The 22110-nt window shown below is 36.2% G+C and carries 23 protein-coding genes; 14 read left to right on the top strand and 9 right to left on the bottom strand.

The genetic code is table 11. From position 1 onward, the window contains the following. Window positions 1-27 precede the first annotated feature (27 nt). Complete coding sequence (locus tag AC4IFE_RS14450) at window positions 28-831, top strand: helix-turn-helix domain-containing protein (RefSeq protein ID WP_490757857.1); 804 nt, start codon at window positions 28-30, stop codon at window positions 829-831. A 265-nt stretch (window positions 832-1096) separates the two neighbouring features. On the opposite strand, the gene rplI is transcribed toward AC4IFE_RS14450, so the two are convergent. From rplI to AC4IFE_RS14410, 8 genes are all read right to left on the bottom strand, one after another. Continuing rightward, window positions 1097-1615 carry a 50S ribosomal protein L9 gene (gene rplI / locus AC4IFE_RS14445; protein WP_490757856.1) on the bottom strand — a complete coding sequence of 173 codons (519 nt, stop codon included), beginning with the start codon at window positions 1613-1615 and terminating at the stop codon, window positions 1097-1099. Between the two features lie 157 nt (window positions 1616-1772). Beyond that, the gene (gene rpsR / locus AC4IFE_RS14440) at window positions 1773-2075 is read right to left on the bottom strand and encodes a 30S ribosomal protein S18 (RefSeq protein WP_034706728.1); all 303 of its coding nucleotides are present in this window, start codon (window positions 2073-2075) and stop codon (window positions 1773-1775) included. Between the two features lie 31 nt (window positions 2076-2106). Continuing rightward, window positions 2107-2448 carry a 30S ribosomal protein S6 gene (gene rpsF, locus AC4IFE_RS14435; protein WP_490757855.1) on the bottom strand — a complete coding sequence of 114 codons (342 nt, stop codon included), beginning with the start codon at window positions 2446-2448 and terminating at the stop codon, window positions 2107-2109. 236 nt (window positions 2449-2684) lie between these two features. Continuing rightward, the gene (locus tag AC4IFE_RS14430) at window positions 2685-4037 is read right to left on the bottom strand and encodes a chloride channel protein (RefSeq protein WP_490757854.1); all 1353 of its coding nucleotides are present in this window, start codon (window positions 4035-4037) and stop codon (window positions 2685-2687) included. A 213-nt stretch (window positions 4038-4250) separates the two neighbouring features. Continuing rightward, window positions 4251-5681, bottom strand: coding sequence for a serine hydrolase domain-containing protein (locus tag AC4IFE_RS14425; RefSeq protein WP_490757853.1), 1431 nt, complete (start codon window positions 5679-5681; stop codon window positions 4251-4253). Between the two features lie 212 nt (window positions 5682-5893). Next, on the bottom strand, window positions 5894-6244 hold the full coding sequence (locus tag AC4IFE_RS14420) for a hypothetical protein (protein ID WP_490757852.1): 351 nt from the start codon (window positions 6242-6244) through the stop codon (window positions 5894-5896). 372 nt (window positions 6245-6616) lie between these two features. Beyond that, the gene (locus AC4IFE_RS14415) at window positions 6617-7933 is read right to left on the bottom strand and encodes a dihydrolipoamide acetyltransferase family protein (protein ID WP_490757851.1); all 1317 of its coding nucleotides are present in this window, start codon (window positions 7931-7933) and stop codon (window positions 6617-6619) included. A 63-nt stretch (window positions 7934-7996) separates the two neighbouring features. Next, window positions 7997-8824 (bottom strand): SAM hydrolase/SAM-dependent halogenase family protein, encoded by an 828-nt coding sequence (locus AC4IFE_RS14410; RefSeq protein WP_116012539.1) that lies wholly within the window; start codon window positions 8822-8824, stop codon window positions 7997-7999. Window positions 8825-8961: 137 nt separating this feature from the next. On the opposite strand from AC4IFE_RS14410, the gene AC4IFE_RS14405 reads away from it, so the two are divergent. The 5 genes from AC4IFE_RS14405 to AC4IFE_RS14385 all read left to right on the top strand — a co-directional run bounded on the left by AC4IFE_RS14405 (window position 8962) and on the right by AC4IFE_RS14385 (window position 13152). Further along, window positions 8962-9918: a PhoH family protein gene (locus AC4IFE_RS14405; protein WP_111958101.1), complete on the top strand. Its 957-nt coding sequence runs from the start codon at window positions 8962-8964 to the stop codon at window positions 9916-9918. A 124-nt stretch (window positions 9919-10042) separates the two neighbouring features. After that, window positions 10043-10705 carry a porin family protein gene (locus AC4IFE_RS14400; RefSeq protein WP_490757850.1) on the top strand — a complete coding sequence of 221 codons (663 nt, stop codon included), beginning with the start codon at window positions 10043-10045 and terminating at the stop codon, window positions 10703-10705. A gap of 143 nt (window positions 10706-10848) precedes the next feature. Beyond that, a complete protein-coding gene (locus AC4IFE_RS14395; RefSeq protein WP_490757849.1) occupies window positions 10849-11346 on the top strand; it encodes a hypothetical protein in 498 nt (165 codons plus the stop codon). A 407-nt stretch (window positions 11347-11753) separates the two neighbouring features. Continuing rightward, entirely contained in the window at window positions 11754-12410 is a 657-nt protein-coding gene (locus tag AC4IFE_RS14390; protein ID WP_490757848.1) for an outer membrane beta-barrel protein, read from the top strand. An 88-nt stretch (window positions 12411-12498) separates the two neighbouring features. Next, window positions 12499-13152 carry a porin family protein gene (locus AC4IFE_RS14385; RefSeq protein ID WP_490757847.1) on the top strand — a complete coding sequence of 218 codons (654 nt, stop codon included), beginning with the start codon at window positions 12499-12501 and terminating at the stop codon, window positions 13150-13152. A gap of 62 nt (window positions 13153-13214) precedes the next feature. On the opposite strand, the gene ffh is transcribed toward AC4IFE_RS14385, so the two are convergent. After that, window positions 13215-14576 (bottom strand): signal recognition particle protein, encoded by a 1362-nt coding sequence (gene ffh / locus AC4IFE_RS14380; protein ID WP_490757846.1) that lies wholly within the window; start codon window positions 14574-14576, stop codon window positions 13215-13217. A 622-nt stretch (window positions 14577-15198) separates the two neighbouring features. Here ffh and atpB point away from each other — a divergent pair. From atpB to AC4IFE_RS14340, 8 genes are all read left to right on the top strand, one after another. Beyond that, entirely contained in the window at window positions 15199-16299 is a 1101-nt protein-coding gene (gene atpB, locus AC4IFE_RS14375) for a F0F1 ATP synthase subunit A (RefSeq protein WP_048504313.1), read from the top strand. A gap of 56 nt (window positions 16300-16355) precedes the next feature. Further along, a complete protein-coding gene (gene atpE, locus AC4IFE_RS14370) occupies window positions 16356-16547 on the top strand; it encodes an ATP synthase F0 subunit C (RefSeq protein WP_040994829.1) in 192 nt (63 codons plus the stop codon). Between the two features lie 84 nt (window positions 16548-16631). Further along, the gene (locus AC4IFE_RS14365; RefSeq protein WP_111958089.1) at window positions 16632-17129 is read left to right on the top strand and encodes a F0F1 ATP synthase subunit B; all 498 of its coding nucleotides are present in this window, start codon (window positions 16632-16634) and stop codon (window positions 17127-17129) included. A gap of 2 nt (window positions 17130-17131) precedes the next feature. Beyond that, window positions 17132-17671 (top strand): ATP synthase F1 subunit delta, encoded by a 540-nt coding sequence (gene atpH, locus AC4IFE_RS14360; protein WP_111958087.1) that lies wholly within the window; start codon window positions 17132-17134, stop codon window positions 17669-17671. Between the two features lies 1 nt (window position 17672). Further along, complete coding sequence (locus tag AC4IFE_RS14355) at window positions 17673-18104, top strand: hypothetical protein (RefSeq protein WP_490757845.1); 432 nt, start codon at window positions 17673-17675, stop codon at window positions 18102-18104. An 18-nt stretch (window positions 18105-18122) separates the two neighbouring features. Next, the gene (gene atpA / locus AC4IFE_RS14350; protein WP_490757844.1) at window positions 18123-19700 is read left to right on the top strand and encodes a F0F1 ATP synthase subunit alpha; all 1578 of its coding nucleotides are present in this window, start codon (window positions 18123-18125) and stop codon (window positions 19698-19700) included. A 73-nt stretch (window positions 19701-19773) separates the two neighbouring features. Continuing rightward, window positions 19774-20640, top strand: coding sequence for an ATP synthase F1 subunit gamma (gene atpG / locus AC4IFE_RS14345; RefSeq protein WP_490757843.1), 867 nt, complete (start codon window positions 19774-19776; stop codon window positions 20638-20640). A 103-nt stretch (window positions 20641-20743) separates the two neighbouring features. Next, a complete protein-coding gene (locus AC4IFE_RS14340) occupies window positions 20744-22102 on the top strand; it encodes a hemolysin family protein (RefSeq protein WP_490757842.1) in 1359 nt (452 codons plus the stop codon). Window positions 22103-22110 lie beyond the last annotated feature (8 nt).

The raw sequence follows: 22110 nt of genomic DNA, 5'->3' as shown, positions 1-22110 counted from the left end.
CTGAAATTTTCTTCTTACCTTTATTCAATGAATGACAGCCATTTTGAAGCAGTAGAAGAGGATGATGCAGAATTTTATGTTTATAATGTGCTCACAGGAGATGTTACTACGGACATCCATCATCACAGTTCTGCTCAGTTGGTATATGCTGAGGGCGGAATTGTCCATGTTTTTACAGATCTTAAGCACTGGTATCTTCCGGCAAGATGTTTTATGTGGATCCCGGCAGGAACGCCGCATTATATTTTCTCAACCAGCCCAAAAGTAGATTTGTACAATTTTTATTTTAAAAAAGAGGAAAATGAAAGTGGCTTCTTTGATGAAATTAATATCTATTCCGTCAGTCACTTACTCAGGGAAATGATTTTATATACCAAAGACTGGGATGGGAAAATCACAAAAAATGATGGAGCTAAATATTATTTCCTTAAAGCCTTAAAAGGAATTCTTCCTGAAAAAAGAGATAAAAAGCTGGCTTTTCCGGTTCAGCATCCATTCCCAAAAGATGAAACCCTGCTGAAGATTGCAAAATACATCCATGCTAATCTCGAAAAGCCTCTCACCATTGAATCTACGGCTAAAGAATTCGGAATGAGCACCAGAACTCTTTCGCGGAAATTTAAAGAGATTCTGGGCATGAATTACGTTCGTTTTTTACGGGCTTTAAGAATTACGCGTTCCCTGGAATTAATGCTGGAAGGAAAATATAATATGTATGAAATAGCGATGATGGTAGGCTACAACAGCCTGTCGTCATTCAGTAATATTTTCAAAAAAGTAATCGGGGTGCCGCCCACGGAATATCAGCAGAAACTGAAAGGGGATAGGTAAGTTGTGTGGGAGGGAAGTTTGAGTTTGAGGGTTTGAGAGTTTTTTGGTGGCTCTGTGATTTCTGATTCATGATATAGAGTAGTGTTTGAGAAATTCTATGGAAAAAAGAAAATAAATATTTACCTCAAGCTTTTCCTGACCCTACTTCGGGATGGATATTTTGCAACACAAAAGACGGATATTTAAAAGATATCAATACAACAAAATACAAAAAAACCACTTCAAAGGAAGTGGTTTATATATTTGAGAAAATCTCTTTAGAATCTTAAGCTTCTTCAGAAGGAGTTTCTTCTACTACTTTAGCTTTAGGTGCAGCTGGTTTAGGAGCTTCTACCGGAGCGTCAGATACGATGTCGAATTCATAGTTGTACTCAACATTTCTGTGTAGTCTGATGTTTGCAGTAACTTTACCAGTTCTCTTAATAGTGTTCCCTGGGATTTTGATGTATTTCTTCTCTACAGAAACTCCAGCTTTCTCAAGAGCAGCAGAAAGATCTGCATTGTTAATAGAACCGAATAGTTTGTCACCAGAACCTACTTTTGCAGGAATAGTAACAGAAGTTTTCTTTAATTGCTCTACTACAGCGTTAGCAGCAGCGATTAATTTAGCTTCTTCTTCTTTTCTAGCTTCTAAAGTAGCTTCTAAAGCAGCTTTGTTTTTAGGAGTAGCTAAAAGTGCAAATCCTTGAGGGATTAAGAAGTTTCTGGCATAACCAGGCTTTACACTTACTGTATCAAACTCAAGTCCTAAGTTTTCTACGTCTTTTTTTAGGATGATATCCATTGTTGTTGTCCTTTTTTTAGATGTTAGAAGTTAGATATTAGAAATTAGACTTAAAGCCTTGTTTCTGACATCTGAAATCTAAAATCAAGTTAGAATTAAATTATTTATTCAGCAACAAAAGAAGAGGTTGCCCTCTTCTCTTATTTATTTTTTTGTCTTATTTCAATAAGTCAGCTACGTAAGGTAGTAAAGAAAGGTGTCTTGCTCTTTTGATAGCAGCAGAAACTTTTCTTTGGTATTTTAAAGAAGTTCCAGTGTATCTTCTTGGTAAGATTTTACCTTGCTCGTTTACGAACTGTAATAAGAAATCAGCATCTTTGTAATCAACGTGCTTAATTCCGTATTTTTTGAATCTACAATATTTCTTTTCAGATTTTGTATTGATATCAAGTGGAGTAAGGAATTTTACTTCAGATTCTCCTCCAGCTGAGGCTTGTTTAGCCATTTCGTCTATTGCCATGTCTTGTCTTTTTTAAAAATTGGGTTAATAATTAAGCTCTAGCCGCTTTGATTTTAGTTCTTCTAGTTACAGCGTACTCAACAGCGTGCTTGTCAAGTTTTGTAGTCAGGTAACGGATTACTCTTTCGTCACGTTTGAATGCCAATTCTAAATCAGCAACTACATTACCTTCACCTTTAAACTCGATTAAAGTGTAGAATCCATTCTTTTTCAATTGAATAGGATAAGCTAGTTTTTTTAATCCCCAGTTTTCTTTGGCAACGATTTCACAGTTCTTTTCTTTTAAAAGATCTTCAAATTTTTTCACTGCTTCCTCTACCTGAGCATCAGATAGAACGGGAGTTAAAATGAAAACAGTTTCGTAATTGTTCATAATGTTAAATGAATTTGTTAATTATTTCGAGGTGCAAAATTAGAAAATATATTTGTAATATACAATATTTGGAGTGAAATTGTTTCGGGCTGCGGGTTTCGAATTCAGCATTTAAAGTTCAGGGTTTTAAGTTTAAAGCTTTAAACCATTTCTAATTATTCCAATAAGAGGATCTTTAAAATCATAACTCGCAACTAATAACTGACAATTGAAAACTCGAACCCCGTATCACGAAACTAATCCTTCTCCCTGATTTCCGTTAAAAAATTTACCTTGATAACATCATACAAAGAATGTCTGCTCACTAAGATGGAGACAATAGAAGATACCATTCCCGCCAGCATCAGATGGAAGATCAGGGAATGTCTGTCCGTCATTTCCAGCACGATAATAGCGGAAGTAAACGGTGCTCTGGTAATTCCGGTAAGAAAAGCGACCATTCCCGCAAGAACGACTACATTGGTTTCGTTGGCTGTCAGATGAATCGCCCCTGAGATCACAGACCCTATGCTGGCCCCCGCACTAAGTGCCGGCGCGAAAATTCCTCCAGCGCCACCTGATGTAAAGGACAGGGCAGGGCCAAGCATTCTTAATACTGGAACATACCATTCTTCATGCTTATCATTAGTAAATAGAACACGTTCCATGATTTCTTTTCCGGATCCGAGAATCTCACGGTTGATAAAATATGCTATAGAAGCGATAAACAGGGCACAAAGCACCAGAAAGATGATATTGGCTTTATCGGTTTTAAGCCTTCTTTTCTTCCAGTCACTCATCTTAAGCATCATGACGGAAAGCTGACTGGCCAGAATTCCGGCAGTTCCTGCTACCAGAATAATAGGAAACATGACCATCAGAGAGACATTATTTGTTTTCGGATATCCTAAATACAAATAAGAACCTGCTAAGGTCTGGGCTGTTAAGCCCGCAATGATTACTGCCGTAAATAAAGCGGTCTTGAAATAATTGATATGGGTTTTGGATAGTTCTTCCACAGCAAATACAATACCGCCCAAAGGCGTATTAAATGCCGCCGCAAGTCCCGCCGCCGCACCAGTCATGATCATATTTTTCTTGGAGATTTTCGGCCACCAGTGGGGAAGGTATTCATTTACTTTCCTGAAAACAGATCCTGCAATCTGAATGGTTGGCCCTTCACGCCCCACGGCTCCGCCTCCGATCACCAGAACTACGGAAGAAATGATTTTAAAAACAATGATCTTCAGGCTTAAAAGACTCCGGATTTTGGTATGTTCCTTTGGATTGGCAAGCTCTACAGCGGCCATCACCTGCGGAATACCGCTTCCTTTGGCATTGGGAGCGAATTCTTTTACCAGCCACCATGAAAGGACAAAACCAATGGGAGCAATGATAAAGATCATCCAGGCATGCCAGTTCATAATAAAATGCAGCAGATGTTCTCCCCATGCGAATATCTTAGCATACATCACTGCAAAAAAACCGGTGATCACAGAACCTATCCAGAAGGGAATGGCCTGCAGAAGGTTGTTTTTCAGTTGCTCGTTGCGGATATTGTCAAAAGACTTTTTAAGACCTTTTCGGATGAGGAAGAGAATTTTCAGCATTTTGTATTTTTGTGGTGTGAATTTACAGCTAAATTATCAATGATATAATTTGTTTCTCAATTAGACCAATTGCTTTAAAAACTTATTTTAATTCAATTTTCAATTTTTTAAACAGTTTTGTCTTAAAGATAAAATTATTACCCAAATTTTCAAATAAAAAATCCCAACTTTCGCGGGATTGATTTTATTGAACGATTTGATTTTAAATCTTATTTAATTCTTTGTTGTTAAGTTCTGTATTTTATTAATCATATTTGAAGCGTTAGTATTTTCAGGATTTAATTCTAAAGATTTTTTATAACTTTCCAGGGCCAAAGTGTAATTTTTAATTGAAAAATAACCTTCACCCAAACTATCAAAAGCATTTGCTGATTGAGGTTTTTCTTTAACATTTAATGCAAAAACTTTTACGGCTTCGTTAACCCTTGAGTTTCTGAGTAAAATATATCCGATATTATTTAATGTACCTTCAAAATCCCATTTTGGGTCTTTTGTTTTGATCGTATAGTAGTTCTTTTCAGCATCGGGATTATTCGGCTTAGCGAATTCAGCAATAATAGATTCTTCTGCCAGCAGATAATTATCAGTTAAATTTTTGTCTATAATAGCTGCAATATGATTAATAATCTGATATTGTGCAGGGAAAAAATTATATCCGTTTGACATCATGATAATTGACATATCATTTTGTGGGAAAATCCTGTAAGCATTGACATTTCCACCAGAAAAACCGTAAGACGGTATATTATTTGCCTTATTGATCTCCCAGCCATAGGCAAAAACATCTTTTTTGTTTCCGTATTCAAACGGCTGCCACATCATGTCTTTCGTTCCTTGATTAAGAAAATCATTTTTACTCAAATGGCTGCACCATTTTAAAAAAGCGGGTAGGGTAATTGCGAGTCCATTTCCCGGATGAGCCTTTTTTCCTTCGACATCTGCAGACTTTTCATATTTTTCTGTTTCCGGATTATAATTATACTTTATAATACGGTTTGGAATTTTTTCAAGAGCATTTGAAGAAAAAACTACCTGATTTTTTGCATCATAAAATTGATTGCCCAAAATGAAATTCTCGAAAGATTGACCTGTGATTTTCTCAATAATCATTGAAAGAAGCATATAATTCGTTTGATTATATCTGAATTCATTTCCCGTTTTAAAATCCATCTTTTCTTTGCTTAAACGTTCCATAGTTTTAGAGCCGGAATATTCAGGCAAAATATCACTGAAAGCAATAAAATCCGGTATTCCTGAAGAATGGGTTAAGAGGTTCTTTACTTTGACATTTTGCCAGTCTTTCGGGAGATTTTCGACATATTTTGAAATATTGTCTTCTAAAGATAGTTTTCCCTGTTCAATCAACTGGAAAATGCCGACGTTGGTCATTAATTTTGAAGTTGAATAGATCCTAAACATCGAACTCTGGCTTACTTTTTTTTGATCTTCCAGATTTTCTGCACCGTAATATTGCTCAAAAATTACTTTACCATCCTTTATAATGCCAATAGCCAAACCAGGAATTTGATTTGTTTTAATGGCTTCTTTTACATAATTATCAATTAATTTGAACTGATTGGTTTGTTGTGAAAAAGCGACGGCAGAAATATTTAAAGCTAAAGCTGTCAGAAGAATTTGTTTCATATTTTTGGAATATTGGTTTTTGCTTTTATTATAAAACAGTTGAGAAGATATTCTATTACATCGTTAGTTTGTATTTGTAATAAAATGTTACAGATTTTTGAAGTGACCAAAGGAATTTATCTTCAGTTTTAAAAATCATTATAGCGAGAATTTTCTATGTTCATTGCAAAAGTAAAGCTTCCCTTTTGAGGAAGCTTTTATATTGATAATGACTAAATCTGTGGATTAAAAACAGCAATATATGCTATACAGTAAAAAATCACTACAGCAGCCAAAAATATCAGATTAGTATTCCTTAGAATGTATTTTTTATTGATATGCAGGATGAATGTTTCAATAAGAATACCAATAAACCATATAACATGAAATGCAAACATAAATATCAGGTAACCTAAAACATCCCAGCCGCTGGAATTAAGTATGATTACAGTAAAGCCAATAGTTCCAGCTATAAATATGGCAAGACGAATAAGGATATGCTTTGCAATATTTGGCTTCTCTTCTGAAACTAATATTTTTTCATCTTCTTTGATTTCGAAAAGTTCTCTTAACTCTTTATCCATTATTGCTGTTTTTGATAAAGCTTAATAAAGAAGGGTAAGAGGCCAACATAACCCAATAGACTCAATACACTGCAAAAACGGTATATGTATATGATATTGTCAGTATTGAAAAATCCTATGATAAATTCAACAAAATAAGTTGCAATGATGACACATAACGAAATTATTGCAAGCAAAGTTACTCTTTTCATATTTTGAGATGGTTGTGATGTTTTATTTAAGATTATTTTGTTTCATGATTTGACTCAAATGTACAGATAATCTTTTAATAGAAAAAACCTTCGAAAAGATCGAAGGTTTTGTATGGTAAAATGTTTTGATAAGTTCCACATGATTTTTAAAAAAAATAGGTCACTTATCCGTCATCATCTGTTAAATTTCTGTATTCAGATCCCAGTTCTGAAGATAATCATGAACATGTTTCAGCATCATTCCGCCTAACGATCCATCTACCACTCTGTGGTCATAAGAGTGAGACATGAACATCAGCTGACGGATAGCAATGACATCCCCGTCTTTGGTTTCAAGAACAGCAGGCTTCTTAACGATAGCACCGATAGCTAGAATAGCCACCTGCGGCTGAGGAATAATAGGTGTACCCATCAGGTTTCCAAAGCTTCCTACATTGGAAATAGTATAAGTAGCTCCCTGAGTGTCTTCAGGTCTTAATTTCTTGTTTCTTGCTCTGTAAGCCAGATCGTTGATCGCTTTTGCCAAACCTGAAAGAGACAGCTGATCAGCATTTTTGATAACAGGAACGATAAGGTTTCCGTCCGGTAAGGCAGTAGCCATACCGATGTTGATATTTTTCTTTTTAATGATGTTTTCACCGTTGATGGAAACATTGATCATCGGGAAATCCTGGATAGCCTTCACTACAGCTTTCACGAAAATCGGCATGAAAGTCAGTTTTTCTCCTTCGCGTTTTTCGAAAATATCTTTATGCTTGTTTCTCCATTTTACAACATTGGTAACATCTGTTTCGATGAAAGAAGTAACATGCGGAGCAATTTGTTTTGCTTTTACCATGTTTTCAGCAATGATCTTCCTCATTCTGTCCATTGGAATGATTTCATCACCTGCTGCTACAGGAACCGTAGAAACCGGTGCAGAAGCCGGAGCTTTTGGTGCTGCCGGAGCTGCTGCCTGTGCAGAAACTGCCTGCTGAGCCGGCTGGCTTCCTCTGTTGGAAACGTATGCTAATATGTCTTCTTTTGTGATTCTTCCTTCCAAACCGCTTCCCTTAATTGTTTTAAGCTCGGATTCAGAAATATTTTCCTGCTGTGCGATTGATTTTACCAATGGTGACAGGTAAAGATCTCCTGAAAATTCTACATTGGAAGCTGCAGCCTGTAACGGCTCTTCAATAGCTTTTAAAGTTTCTGTATCCGGAGCGGTCGCCGGAGTTTCTGTTTGTGCTTCCTCTGAAGCTGTATTTCCGCCTTCTCCTTCAATTTCTAAAATGGCAATGGCCTCACCAACTTTAGCAACCTCGTCCTTTTGTTTCAGGATTTTTACAATTTTCCCCGAAACTGGTGTCGGAACGTCTGAATCTACCTTATCTGTTGCAATTTCAACTACGGAATCATCCTCTTTTACATTATCACCTTCATTGAATAACCAAGTGATAATTGTCGCTTCCATAACACCTTCTCCCATGGAAGGAAGCAATAATTTGTATTCTGCCATTTTTAATTTTTAGATTTTGACAAATATATAAAAAAAATCGGTTTTTTTATGGAATATATAATCTTAGACAAATTCAACGTAGATATTCTCGCCTACATTAAGCCCAAATAGGCTTTTGGCCCCGTTTTTTTTACTTCCTTTATAGATTGTAAGCTCCAAAAGCTGACTGTCATTGAAGATCGCTGCAGACTGTCCGTGGAATTCTGTTTCCCTTTCCCAGTCGGAAACCACTTCCGTATGGCTGGAATATACCCTTGAAAGTGTTAAATTTCTGAATTTTATAGTAAAACCTTCATTTCCTTTACCGGTGCTTTCAAAAAAATCTTTACTGATATTTGAGATTATATTTCCGAAATTATCAATATAAGTTACTTCACCAATGATCATTTTTTCAGATTCATTGAAGACAGGTTTCGGGAAAAGAAGTTCCTTGGCCGAATCTATTTTCCTTCCTATTACTTCCGGGAGTCCGCCGTTCGCAAGATGTACTGCTGCAGGCACAAAAACATCCGTGGAGGTAAAGTTTACCACATCATCGAAGCGGTTGTTCAGAGTGATCTCGTATATCGCTTCCGGTTTTATATCAAAGAAGACAAGGCTTAAGAGTCCGTTGTCCGCCGCTAAAAAGTAGGAGCCATCTGCTTTATACAGGATGTTTTTCCTGGATCTGTTGTAAAAACTGTCTACAGAAAGAATGTGAATGGTTCCTTTAGGAAAATATTTATAGGCATTACGCACGATATAAGATGTTTGTATAAGGTTGAAAGCCTGGATATCGTGGGTTATATCAACAATATTAACCTTAGAATTTAAAGACAGAATTTTGCCTTTCACAGCAGCAACTCTGTAATCTAAATTTCCGAAATCCGAAGTAAGGGTAATAATTGACATGAATCGTTGGTAGAATAAATGGTGTTTACTGCAAAGTTATTTAAAATAAAAAGAAAGCCCCAAAAGATTGTAGAAAGAATTGATCTAAATTTGAAAAAAAGCTTTAATTTTAAAATCTAATAAAAATAAAATACTGCATGTTTGAATTAACATATGATTTGGAAGACATCGATGTAAAGACGTTCTATGGCGTTAATAACCAATATTTCAACTTATTAAAATCAAGCTTTCCCACCCTTAAGATTACCGGAAGAGATCATTTTGTCTTCGCAATGGGCAATCAGGAGGCTTTAGATATACTCAGACAAAAACTGGATAATCTTGTAAAATTTATTTCTGAAAACAATTCTATTGCTTTAAAAGATGTTGAGAATGTTCTGAATATCAAGGACGAAAATGAAAAACAGCTGATTTTCGATCAGGATATTATTGTAAAGGGAGTCAACGGCAAGATTATTAAAGCTAAAACCACCAATCTTAAGAAACTGGTAAAAGAAACGGAAAAAAAAGATATGGTTTTTGCCATAGGACCTGCGGGAACCGGGAAAACTTATACCAGTGTTGCGTTGGCAGCAAGAGCTTTGAGAGATAAGGAAGTGAAAAGGATTGTCCTGACAAGACCTGCTGTAGAAGCAGGGGAGAGTCTTGGATTTTTACCCGGAGACCTTAAAGAAAAACTTGACCCGTATTTGCAGCCTTTATATGATGCGCTTAGAGATATGATTCCCCATGAAAAACTGGAGGGATTCATGGAGAAGAAAGTCATTGAAGTTGCTCCCTTAGCCTTTATGAGGGGACGTACGCTGGATGATGCCTTTGTAATTTTGGATGAAGCCCAGAATACAACGCATGCCCAGATGAAAATGTTCCTGACAAGAATGGGGATGAATGCCAAATTCATCATCACCGGAGATCCAACCCAGATCGATTTGCCGCCGAAACAGCAATCCGGACTGAAGGAAGCGATGAGAATTCTTAGAGACGTTAAAGAAATCGGTTTTGTACACCTTACTGAAGAAGATGTTGTAAGACATCCTGTTGTGAAAAAGATCATTCTGGCATACAATGAAGAGGACAAAAGACTGAAAGATTAAATTGAGAGCTGCTTGAATCTAATGATTTTAGATTTGGTATTAATTGTTTGTGAATATATTTTTTAGCCACTGTTTGGTGTTTTAAAAAAAAAGCCTAGTTTTGTGACCGACTAAAAAAATAATCATGAAAAAATTTTTACTTATTGCAGCAGCAGCTGTAGTAAGCGCTAATTTAAGCGCTCAAGAAACAAGATTCGGTGTTAAAGCCGGTTATTCAATGTCCACAATTAAGGTTGATGAGCAAATGGATGATCTGGAAGCCAGAAATACGGATCCTAGTCACACATTTTATGTAGGAGCTTTGGTTGAACATAAAATAAGTGATAAATTCGGTTTGCAGGGAGAGATATTATATTCTCCACTTGGAGGAAAAGAAGACTACAATGCAAGTCAGGATGATGTTTACTTCAGAGAGAAAACCAAACTTACTTTCGGTACTTTATTAATTCCTGTTTCTGCTAAATATTTCATAACTGAAGGTTTATCAGTTTCTGCAGGGGCAAGTTTCGGAATTATTCTTTCTGCCAAGCAAAAAACTGTTATTGATGCTGGAATAGGAATTCCTGGTCTGGAACTTGAAGGTGATGATGAAGTTGATATTAAAGATGACGTAAACAAGCTTAATATTGCTCCTTTCATCGGTGCTGAATACATGCTTGAAAACGGATTGTTCTTTGATGCAAGATACAATATGGGAGTTTCCAATTTAGTAAAAGAAGACAATGCTGGGAAAATGACAAACAGCTTCCTGCAAGTTGGTGTTGGTTTCAAATTCGGAGGAAACTAATTCTTTAAAACGAAATTAAAGATATAGAGCGGATCAAAATTTTGGTCCGCTTTTTTATTGTTTCTATGAATGACTTTCGTTGGTTTTGTATTAATAATTAAAATATTTAGTAATTTTGCAGGATCAATCAAACTATTTAAAAAATGAAAAAACTATTTTTACTAGGTGCTTTTGCATTGCTGGGAGGTGCTGCACAAGCGCAGGAAGGTTTTAAACTGGGAGGCCATATCGGTGTTCCGGTAGGTGATGCCAGCGATGCTTCTTCATTTACGTTAGGAGTGGATGCTGCCTATATGTGGAACATTACAAAAGGACTTGACCTTGGGGTTACCACAGGATATTCTCATTTCTTTGGAAAAGATAATTTTGATGATTTCGGATTTATTCCTGTAGCAGTTTCCGGAAAATACAAATTCTCAGGAGCGCCTATATTTGTAGGATTAGATCTTGGGTATGGAATATCTGTAAAAGACGGAGTAGACGGTGGTTTCTATGCACAGCCTAAATTCGGATACCAGATGTCTAAAGGTGAGCTTTATCTGGGCTACCAGACCATCAGCAACAAGCGTGATTACGGATGGTATAGATCCAACTGGAATGTTGGTGCCATTAATATTGGGTACAACTTCTTCCTGAAATAAGGAAATCTTAAAATAATGCATTAGACTCCGGCTTTTAAGCCGGAGTTTTTATTAAATGATCTGGGCTTTAATGAATTGAGAATGGGATGTTCTATAATAAAGGTTAATTATTAAGACTAACCTCTTAAAAATTAACGTTTTAAGATTGTATTTATTAGGATAATCGCGAATATTAAAAGATTTATGAGAAAATGATAAATCTAAAAAAGTAAATATATTCCGCTGTTATTGAAAAATTGTAAATTTTTTATTCTAAACATTGTGAAAAAATCAAAATCATATCATGAATATGCATTATTTCCGGAAAACACCAATGTTTACCGATGATATTAATCACGTTAACAAATTTTAATATTCGCAGAACCCACTGTAAATTTGCCCTCAGAAAGTATTAAAATTATTATAAAATGAAAAAATTAGTATTAGTTGGTGCTGTTGCACTTTTCGGTTTATCTAATGCACAGATTGCAAAAGGAACTGCATATTTATCAGGTTCTGTTGGGTATTCTCAAGTAGAAAGTGATAACGGAAACTACAAAAAGGAAAACTTCAACGTATTACCTACAGTTGGATATTTCGTAGGAACAAACCTTGCAGTTGGAGTTGGAGTTGGTTACCAAACTGAAAAAACAACTGAAACAACTACTACAACATTGCCAGGTGCTACAGTTGTAAGCGAGGATATCACTAAGAAGCCTGCTTTTGTTGTTGCTCCTTTCGTAAGAAAATATTGGACTTTATCTGACAAGTTATATATTTTCGGACAATTGGCAGTGCCAATGCAGTTTGGAAAAACTGAAACAGAAAGCAATTCAGTAGTTACAACAGGAAGCACTACATCTACAACTTCAGTTTCTACTGAAGCTAAATATACTCAGGTTGGTGTTACTGTGAAGCCAGGTTTAGATTATTTCTTAAACAAAAACTGGTCTATCGAAGCTACAATCGGAGAGTTCGGTTACAGTAACTATAAGCCAAAAGATGGTGATGCTACTAACAACTATAACTTCGGTTTGAATTTATCTTCTGTAACTTTCGGAGTTAAATATGTATTTGCTAAGTAATTAAAAAAACATTTGTCAACATAGAAGCCCTAATTATTTTTAGGGCTTTTTTATCTTTAAAAACAATTTTTAAATAAAATAAATAACCATGAAAAAAATCTTATTAGCATCAGCACTTGCATTTTTTGCAGGAATGAATGCACAAACAAAATTCGGAGTTAAAGCAGGCTATGCTTTATCTAAACTAACTTCTAACGAAGACCTTGACGCATTTGAGGGGGCAAGCGGAGGCTTGAAATCAAAATCTGGTTTCTATATAGGAGCTTTGGTAGAGCATAAGCTCAATAACAAATTTGCATTACAGGGAGAAGTTCAATATGCCAATTTAGGTGGAAAAGCTGAAGTTTCAACAATGGGAATCACGGTTACGGAGAAATTCAATTTCAACAGAATTGTAGTTCCAATAACAGCCAGATATTATGCTACCCCTGAACTGGGAGTATATGCAGGTCCTTTTGTAAGCTTTAGAACAAGTACAAAAGTGAATATTGATGTGTCAGGAGGAATGGCAAATCCACAGGCTATCAATGAAGGTGAACAATTCCTTGAAAAGAATTTTGATGATAACCTTAAGTCTGCTGAATTCGGTTTGGTTTTAGGGGCTGATTATAATGTATACAAAGGACTATTCGTAGATGCCCGTTACAGTTTCGGACTGACCAATATGATCAAAGATCCAATAAATGACGAAAAACTGAAGATGAATTTCTTCCAGATCGGGTTAGGATACAAATTCAAGTAAAAAACAAAAAACTCTCAGAATTTCTGAGAGTTTTTTTATGTCTTTTGTTGTTGAAGGCTTTGTTATTTCCCCATCATTCCGCCCATGCCCGGCATATTCGGCATTTTGCTCATCATCTGCATCATCTGTTTTCCCTGAGGCCCCTGCATCATCTTCATCATTTTACCCATCTGCTCAAACTGCTTCATCAGTTGATTTACATCTTCAATTTTTCTTCCTGCACCTTTTGCAATTCTCTGTTTTCTCTGGGTATTGATGATGGAAGGTCTTCTTCTTTCATCTGGTGTCATAGAGTAGATAATCGCTTCAATATGTTTGAAGGCATCATCGCTGATCTCAACATCTTTGATCGCTTTTCCAACTCCAGGGATCATTCCCATAAGGTCTTTCATATTCCCCATCTTTTTGATCTGGTTGATCTGCTTAAGGAAATCATCAAAACCGAATTCGTTTTTAGCGATTTTTTTATGTAGTTTTTTAGCTTCCTCCTCGTCAAATTGCTCCTGAGCTCTTTCTACTAAGGAAACAACGTCTCCCATTCCTAAGATCCTGTCCGCCATCCTTTCCGGATAGAAAAGATCTAAAGCTTCCATTTTCTCACCGGTAGAGATGAATTTGATAGGCTTTTCAACTACAGAACGGATCGTTAAAGCAGCACCCCCTCTCGTATCACCGTCTAATTTCGTTAGAACAACACCGTCAAAGTTCAGCGCCTCGTTGAATGCTTTTGCTGTATTTACGGCATCCTGACCCGTCATGGAGTCTACTACGAATAAAGTTTCCTGAGGCTTGATGAAGTAGTGTACAGATTTGATTTCATTCATCATCTGCTCATCAATAGCAAGACGTCCTGCTGTATCGACGATCACTACATCATGACCATTTGCTTTTGCGAAATTGATCGCATTTTCAGCAATAGTAGACGGATTCGTAGAACCTTCTTCTGTAAATACAGGAACCCCGATCTGACCGCCCAATACTTTAAGCTGATCAATCGCTGCCGGACGGTAAACATCACAGGCAACCAATAAAGGCTTTTTAGTTCTTTTTGTTTTTAAGTAATTGGCCAGTTTTCCGGAGAAAGTCGTTTTACCGGATCCCTGAAGACCAGCAATAAGGATTACGGTCGGCTTTCCTGAAAGATTGATTCCTTCCTGAGAACCTCCCATGAGATCTACCAGCTCGTCATGTACGATCTTCGTCATCAGCTGTCCCGGTGTAAGGGAAGTAAGAACATTCTGCCCTAAAGCTTTATCCTGAACTCTTTTGGTAAGATCTTTTGCAACTTTATAGTTAACATCGGCATCTACCAGCGCTCTACGGATTTCCTTTACGGTTTCCGCCACGTTGATTTCTGTGATTTTTCCGCGTCCGGAAATATTATGTAGAGCCTTGTCTAATTTATCCTGTAAACTATTAAACATATGTATTGTAAATTATAGGTTTGCAAAAATAAGGAATTTTTAGGCATATCCAAAGCCTTGGGATACGTAATATTATATATATGCAAAAAATGATAAAAATCAAATCGTACGAAAATACGATAGAAAAAGTCTATTTTTGTGATCAGTTAAAATAAACCTTAGCATTGACAAGGTTGAAAATAAGTTGTATAATGAAATTAAATCCTAATATCCTGGTTACGGTATTATTCTTTTTAACATTTCTGATCCATTTTTCCCTCTGGAAATTTGTTTTTCACTTAGATGAGATTATTATAGTTAAATTTTATCTTTTTTTAAGTGTGATGTTTATGATGATGATTACTTTGGTGAATATAATTAATAGAACTGTACCTCAGTTTTTAGGGTTGTCAGTAATTGGGCTTATTCTATTAAAATTTGGTTTGATGTACTTAATTCGTAAAAAATTGAACTTTGAAGTGATTCCGGGCTATAAATTTCATTTTATATTACCATATTTCGTCCTGACAACACTGCTTACATACTATGCAATTAAGCTGATTAATCATGACAAAAAACAGTAAAATTATTTATTGAAAATAGAAAAAATATTATATTTTTGCACAACGAAAAAAACCTATCAATGTTTAAGAAATTCGCAGTTTTATTCTACAGTATTTTTGTATTAAACTTAGTGTCTGCACAGCACGGTGAGGCCACTGCTGGGACGGCTCCTGCCCAAGAGCTTTCTGAGAAAGACAAAGCAACTAAAGAAAACAAGGAGTTCATCACTCATCACTTGTTGGATGCTCACGATTTTACATTGATGGTGGATAAGGATGGTCACCATATTGGTTTTCCTCTTCCTGTTATTTTTTATGATAACGGTTTTCATGCTTTCATGAGCAACAGTAAAGAAGGTTTCATGCATGGTGAAACAACTGAAGTAGATGGTTCTTATTATAAACTCCACCATGAAAAAATCTACAAGACTGACGCAGCAGGAACTTTAACTTTAGATAAAGATGGTCATCCTACAAATGAAAAACCTTTAGACCTTTCAATTACTAAAAGTGTACTGATCATTTTCTTAGTTTCACTTTTAATGTTTGTATTATTTACAGGGATGGCAAGATCATATAAGAAATCCGTTGTTCCTACAGGAGCTGCAAGATTTTTAGAGCCTTTGATTATTTTTGTAAGAGACGAAATTGCTATTCCGAACATCGGACACAAGTATAAAAGATTTATGGGTTATTTATTAACTGTATTTTTCTTTATCTTACTTTTAAACGTTTTAGGTTTAATGCCTTTCGGAATCAATGTTACAGGTAATATTACCATGACATTCTTCCTTGCAATTCTTACTTATTTAATTACAACATTCTCAGCTAATAAAGATTACTGGAAGCATATTTTTTGGATGCCGGGTGTACCTGTTCCAATGAAATTCATCATGTTGCCTATTGAATTATTAGGAACTTTAACTAAGCCTTTTGCATTGATGATCCGTCTTTTTGCCAACATGACGGCAGGACACATCGTTGTAATGACGCTTATTGGATCAATTTATATCTTCAAGAACTGGATTGCCGGAGTTGCATTCCCATTCTTAACTTTAGTTATCTATATCCTTGAGGTATTGGTAGCATTCCTTCAGGCTTATATCTTTACAATGCTTTCTGCACTGTTCATCGGAATGGCTGTAGAAGAGCATGAGCACGAACATCATGCTGCTCATTAATAAGAACAAGTTTGAAGCTTAAAATATTAAAAACAATTTTTTAAATTATATTTATTATGGAAATCCCTAGAATTATTGGTGGCGGTCTTATCGTACTTGGTGTAGGTATCGGTCTTGGTAAAATCGGAGCTGCTGCTCTTGAAGCTATCGCTAGACAGCCTGAGCAATCTGGAAAAATCCAAACTGCTATGCTTATTGCAGCTGCACTAGTAGAAGGTGTTGCATTTGCTGCGTTATTCGCATCATAAGCCAAACAAAAAAACATTGTTGCAGCGGTTGGCTGCAGCAATGTTAATTTAAAAAAAAGTAATAATTATTTATACATTTATATAATGGAATTAATTCACCAGTTTTCATCAGGATTATTTATTATCCAGTCTGTTATTTTTCTAGCATTATTATTTTTGTTAGGCAAATTTGCTTGGAAACCTATTTTAAAATCAATCAATGACAGAGAAACTTCTATTGTTGATGCTCTTAATCAAGCTAAATTAGCAAGAAAAGAGATGGAGACTTTAAAAGAAGATAACGAAAGAATTATTCGTGAAGCTAAAATCGAAAGAGACGCTATCCTTAAAGAAGCCAGAGAGATTAAAGATAGAATCGTAGGTGAGGCTAAAGATGCTGCTAAAAATGAAGGAGATAAAATGATTGAAGCAGCTAAACAGACAATCAACGCTGAGAAAAATGCTGCTATGGCAGACATCAAAACTCAAATCGGTGCTTTATCTGTAAACATCGCTGAATCTATCCTTAAGCAAAAATTGGATAACAACGAAGCTCAAAACGAATTAGTTCAAAATTATTTAAACAAATCTAACCTTAACTAAGAATGCTTACATCTAAAGTAGCTAAAAGATACGCACAGGGACTGCTTGATTTCACTAATGAAACAGGCCAGACCGCTGCTGTATTTTCTGAAATGAAAGATGTAAAGAAGATCATGTCTCAATCTGCAGATTTGAATAAATTCTTCCTTACACCTTACATTGATGCAAAAAAGAAAATAGAGGTAGCAGACCAGATCTTTAAAGATTTTTCAGTTTCTTCACAGAACCTGATCAGATTAGTGATCAAGCACGGACGTGAGAACCAACTGAAAAATATTGCTCAGGAGTTCATCAATAAAGTAGAGGATATCAACGGTGTACAGAGAATAACTCTTACTACGGCAACTCAGCTTTCTAAAGAGAACCTTGATCAGATTCTAAGATCTACCAATCTGGTAAAATCAGATTCAAACTTTGATCTGAATTTAAATGTAAAGCCTGATATTTTAGGAGGCTATATTCTAAGAGTAGGTGATCAGCAGATCGATGCATCTGTAAAGACAAAACTTAACCAGGTTAAAAAAGATTTTCAGTTAAACTAATATGAAAAAGGTTTTATTTATATCTATGCTTGCCTTTTCTTGTATTGCTTTTGGACAAAAAGTAAAAATCAAGAAGGACAAAGTGTTTATTGATGACAAGGAAACCTATCATATTGAAACTAATAATTATAACTTTATCCTGTCTGATGTAAAGGATAACGAAATTGTTTCAGCTTTGGGATCAACCTATGAAGTGAAAAAGACACCTCCAATTTATCCCAATGAATCTCCTTACTGGACTAAAATAATTTATACGGTAAGATTTTTAAAAAACAATAAAGAACTTGTTACTGATTTATCAGATAAAGATATAATTAAAAATATTTACAAGTCCGGTATATTTGATGAGAATGGCAATGCCGACGAATCAAAAATTGACCTGTTCATAGCAAAATATTCTAACGAAGATCTAAAAATTAAACTTTTTAAATAAGACAAAAACAACCATACAATGGCAGAAATAAATCCGGCAGAAGTATCTGCGATCTTAAAACAGCAATTGGCCAACTTCGACACTCAATCCAACGTTGAGGAAGTAGGTACAGTTTTAACCATCGGTGATGGTATTGCTCGTGTATACGGGTTAGAAAACGTACAATACGGAGAGTTGGTGAAATTTTCTAGTGATGTAGAAGGTATTGTACTTAACCTTGAAGAAGACAACGTAGGTGTTGCTTTACTTGGTGAAAGTAAATTAGTAAAAGAAGGAGATACAGTAAGAAGAACAAACAGAATCTCTTCTATCAAAGTAGGAGAAGGAATGTTAGGAAGAGTAGTAGATACTCTTGGTAACCCTATCGATGGTAAAGGTCCTATTACTGGGGATTTATACGAAATGCCATTGGAAAGAAAAGCGCCTGGAGTTATCTTCAGACAGCCGGTAACAGAACCTTTACAGACAGGTATCGTTGCAATTGACTCTATGATCCCTGTAGGAAGAGGTCAGAGAGAGCTTATCATTGGAGACAGACAGACAGGTAAAACTACCGTTGCGATCGATACGATCATCAACCAAAAAGAATTCTTTGATGCAGGTAAGCCTGTATATTGTATATATGTTGCTATCGGTCAGAAAGCTTCTACTGTAGCACAAATCGTTAAAACCCTTTCTGATAAAGGAGCTTTAGCATATACTGTAATTGTTGCAGCTAACGCATCCGATCCGGTTCCAATGCAGGTATATTCTGCTATGGCTGGAGCATCTATCGGTGAGTTCTTCAGAGACACTGGTAGACCGGCTTTGATCGTTTATGATGACCTGTCCAAACAAGCTGTAGCATATCGTGAGCTTTCTCTACTATTGAGAAGACCACCGGGCCGTGAAGCTTATCCTGGAGACGTTTTCTATCTTCACTCAAGACTATTGGAAAGAGCAGCGAAAGTAATAGCTGATGATAAAATCGCGAGCCAGATGAACGATTTACCAGATTCATTAAGACCAATCGTAAAAGGTGGTGGTTCATTAACTGCACTTCCAATTATCGAAACTCAGGCTGGTGACGTTTCTGCATATATTCCAACGAACGTAATCTCTATTACAGACGGACAGATCTTCCTGGAGTCTGATCTATTCAACTCAGGGGTTCGTCCTGCGATCAACGTAGGGATCTCTGTATCCAGAGTAGGAGGTAATGCTCAGATCAAATCAATGAAAAAAGTATCTGGTACACTTAAATTAGATCAGGCTCAATATAAAGAATTGGAAGCGTTCGCTAAGTTCGGTTCTGACCTTGATGCTTCTACTTTAGCAGTAATTTCTAAAGGAGAAAGAAACGTTGAGATCCTTAAGCAGCCGGTAAACTCTCCACTTCCTGTAGACAGCCAGGTGGCTATGATCTACGCTGGAACGGAGAACCTTTTAAGAAACGTTCCTATCAGAAAAGTAAAAGAATTCCAGATTGAATATATCGAGTTCCTGAGATCTAAGCACCCTGATACAATGGTGGCTATTAAAGCAGGTAAAATCGACAACGATATTACCAACGTTCTTAAGCAGGCGGCTAACGATTTAGCTTCTAAATATAACTAAAATCTTCATTGTTTAAGGTTTAGAATCCGTTTTAAACCTTAAACTTTAGACCATAAACTTTGAACCCAAATTAATGGCAAACTTAAAAGAAATACGAGGTAGAATTACGTCAATTTCATCTACGATGCAGATTACACGTGCTATGAAAATGGTTTCCGCTGCGAAGCTTAAAAAAGCACAGGATGCCATCGTAATGCTAAGACCTTATTCTGAGAAACTGCAGGAAATCATCCAGAATGTAAATTCTAGCTCTGATCCCGATCAGGTTTCTGTCTATGCTCAAAAAAGAGAAGTGAAGAGGATTCTTTTCATCGCTGTTACTTCAAACAGAGGTCTTGCAGGAGCTTTCAACTCATCTATCGTAAAAGAGCTTAACAACCAGTTTAGAGATAAGTCTCAATACGAAGTTGAAGTGCTTACCATCGGTAAAAAAGCTTTTGATGCGGTAAGAAGAACCCGTACGGTATACTCTAATGAAAGTGCTGTTTTTGATAACTTAAACTTTGATACAGTATCTCATGTTACTGAAGGAGTAATGAACAGCTTTAAAGAAGGCAAATTTGACGAAGTTTATCTGATTTACAACAAATTTGTTAATGCCGCTACCCAGGAAGTAACTGCCGAGCAGCTTCTTCCGATTTCTATGGCTGAAAATGCTGAAGAAACTCAAGTAGAAACAGATTATATCTTTGAGCCGAACAGAAACGAGATTCTTGACAATCTGATCCCTAAAGCGATTAAAACACAGGTTTTCAAAGCCGTTTTAGATTCAGTTGCTTCTGAGCACGGTGCTAGAATGACAGCAATGCACAAAGCTACAGATAACGCACAGGAACTTAAGAATGATCTTGTAATTTTCTACAACAAAGCAAGACAGGCTGCCATTACAAACGAAATCTTAGAGATCGTTTCCGGAGCAGAAGCTTTGAAAAATTCGTAAAGAATTATTTTAACATAATATTAAAGCATCGATATTGTCGATGCTTTTTTTGTTATTTATATTTTATCTATCTTTGTAGACTAAAATATTATACAACTTCTAAATGGACTCGGATATAGTCAGGCTTTTGCTAGCCTTATTTCTTGTTTTACTAAATGGCTTTTTCGTAGCCGCAGAATTCTCAATTGTTAAGGTTCGTTATTCACAGATCCAGTTAAAAGCAGCCGAAGGTAACTCTATGGCAAAACAGGCGGAGCATATTATCAAGCATCTTGATGAATATCTGTCTGCTACACAGCTTGGTATTACCCTGGCATCTCTTGCGTTGGGTTGGGTAGGTGAAAGTGCCCTGCATCACGTGGTTGAAAGTATTTTCCATTCTTTGAATGTGGAGCTTACCCAGACAACAATTACCACAATCTCTGTGGTGACAAGCTTTGTATTGATTACAGTAATGCATATTGTATTTGGTGAGCTTATCCCGAAATCTATTGCAATTAGAAAATCGGAAGCAACTACAATGGCTACAGCAGTTCCATTAAGGGTTTTTTACACGGTTTTCAAGCCGTTTATCTGGTTAATGAACCTGATGTCGAACACATTTCTGAGATTAGTTAAGATACATCCGGCCTCAGAACAGGAAATTCACTCCACCGAAGAACTTCAGCTTCTGGTAAAACAGAGTGCTGACAGCGGTGAGATTGAAGAAGAGAACTATGAGATCATTAAAAATGCATTTGATTTTACAGATCATTCCGCCAAGCAGATCATGGTTCCCAGACAGAATATAACGTCTATTGACTTTGAAGAAGATATCAATGAAATTATCAACAAGATTATGGATAGCGGATATTCCCGTATTCCAGTGTATCTTGATTCCATAGATAATGTGATAGGTATTTTCTATACCAAAGAGATCATCAGGGAATTTGTAAAGAGAAAAGGAGACCTTAACCATGAGGATCTCAAAGATCTTATGCGTGATGCATTCTTTGTTGTTGGCAGCAAAAAGATCTCAGACCTTCTGAAGACCTTCCAGCAGAAAAAGCAGCACCTTGCGATCGTTATTGATGAATTTGGAGGAACAGAAGGTATTATTACCCTGGAAGATATCCTGGAGGAACTTGTAGGGGAAATACAGGATGAAGAGGATGATGAAGATAAGCTGGTGGATAAAATAGGGGATAATATTTATTGGGTCCAGGCTACACAGCCGCTGGACGAAATTAATGAGCATTTACCTAAAAAACTGCCTCTTTCCGAAGAAAGTGAATACAACTCATTGGCAGGATTCATTCTGCACGAACTCGAAGATATTCCGGAGGAGAACGATGAATTTGATTTGGAAAACTACCATTTCAAAATTCTGAAAATGAATAATAAGAGCGTAGAGCTCGTAGAATTAGTATATGAAGGCCCGAATGTATTTAATGATCTGGCCGATAAAATAGGGGAAGTTTAAAAAGGTAG

Source organism: Chryseobacterium sp. UF-81 (genome assembly GCF_058245105.1).
This window is presented reverse-complemented; position numbering and strand designations above follow the sequence as displayed.

Excerpts from the sequence above, each read along its gene's own strand:
- AC4IFE_RS14450 (WP_490757857.1), top strand. The coding sequence starts at position 28 with ATGAATGACAGCCATTTTGAAGCAGTAGAAGAGGATGATGCAGAATTT.
- rplI (WP_490757856.1), bottom strand. The coding sequence starts at position 1,615 with ATGGATATCATCCTAAAAAAAGACGTAGAAAACTTAGGACTTGAGTTT.
- rpsR (WP_034706728.1), bottom strand. The coding sequence starts at position 2,075 with ATGGCAATAGACGAAATGGCTAAACAAGCCTCAGCTGGAGGAGAATCT.
- rpsF (WP_490757855.1), bottom strand. The coding sequence starts at position 2,448 with ATGAACAATTACGAAACTGTTTTCATTTTAACTCCCGTTCTATCTGAT.
- AC4IFE_RS14430 (WP_490757854.1), bottom strand. The coding sequence starts at position 4,037 with ATGCTGAAAATTCTCTTCCTCATCCGAAAAGGTCTTAAAAAGTCTTTT.
- AC4IFE_RS14425 (WP_490757853.1), bottom strand. The coding sequence starts at position 5,681 with ATGAAACAAATTCTTCTGACAGCTTTAGCTTTAAATATTTCTGCCGTC.
- AC4IFE_RS14420 (WP_490757852.1), bottom strand. The coding sequence starts at position 6,244 with ATGGATAAAGAGTTAAGAGAACTTTTCGAAATCAAAGAAGATGAAAAA.
- AC4IFE_RS14415 (WP_490757851.1), bottom strand. The coding sequence starts at position 7,933 with ATGGCAGAATACAAATTATTGCTTCCTTCCATGGGAGAAGGTGTTATG.
- AC4IFE_RS14410 (WP_116012539.1), bottom strand. The coding sequence starts at position 8,824 with ATGTCAATTATTACCCTTACTTCGGATTTCGGAAATTTAGATTACAGA.
- AC4IFE_RS14405 (WP_111958101.1), top strand. The coding sequence starts at position 8,962 with ATGTTTGAATTAACATATGATTTGGAAGACATCGATGTAAAGACGTTC.
- AC4IFE_RS14400 (WP_490757850.1), top strand. The coding sequence starts at position 10,043 with ATGAAAAAATTTTTACTTATTGCAGCAGCAGCTGTAGTAAGCGCTAAT.
- AC4IFE_RS14395 (WP_490757849.1), top strand. The coding sequence starts at position 10,849 with ATGAAAAAACTATTTTTACTAGGTGCTTTTGCATTGCTGGGAGGTGCT.
- AC4IFE_RS14390 (WP_490757848.1), top strand. The coding sequence starts at position 11,754 with ATGAAAAAATTAGTATTAGTTGGTGCTGTTGCACTTTTCGGTTTATCT.
- AC4IFE_RS14385 (WP_490757847.1), top strand. The coding sequence starts at position 12,499 with ATGAAAAAAATCTTATTAGCATCAGCACTTGCATTTTTTGCAGGAATG.
- ffh (WP_490757846.1), bottom strand. The coding sequence starts at position 14,576 with ATGTTTAATAGTTTACAGGATAAATTAGACAAGGCTCTACATAATATT.
- atpB (WP_048504313.1), top strand. The coding sequence starts at position 15,199 with ATGTTTAAGAAATTCGCAGTTTTATTCTACAGTATTTTTGTATTAAAC.
- atpE (WP_040994829.1), top strand. The coding sequence starts at position 16,356 with ATGGAAATCCCTAGAATTATTGGTGGCGGTCTTATCGTACTTGGTGTA.
- AC4IFE_RS14365 (WP_111958089.1), top strand. The coding sequence starts at position 16,632 with ATGGAATTAATTCACCAGTTTTCATCAGGATTATTTATTATCCAGTCT.
- atpH (WP_111958087.1), top strand. The coding sequence starts at position 17,132 with ATGCTTACATCTAAAGTAGCTAAAAGATACGCACAGGGACTGCTTGAT.
- AC4IFE_RS14355 (WP_490757845.1), top strand. The coding sequence starts at position 17,673 with ATGAAAAAGGTTTTATTTATATCTATGCTTGCCTTTTCTTGTATTGCT.
- atpA (WP_490757844.1), top strand. The coding sequence starts at position 18,123 with ATGGCAGAAATAAATCCGGCAGAAGTATCTGCGATCTTAAAACAGCAA.
- atpG (WP_490757843.1), top strand. The coding sequence starts at position 19,774 with ATGGCAAACTTAAAAGAAATACGAGGTAGAATTACGTCAATTTCATCT.
- AC4IFE_RS14340 (WP_490757842.1), top strand. The coding sequence starts at position 20,744 with ATGGACTCGGATATAGTCAGGCTTTTGCTAGCCTTATTTCTTGTTTTA.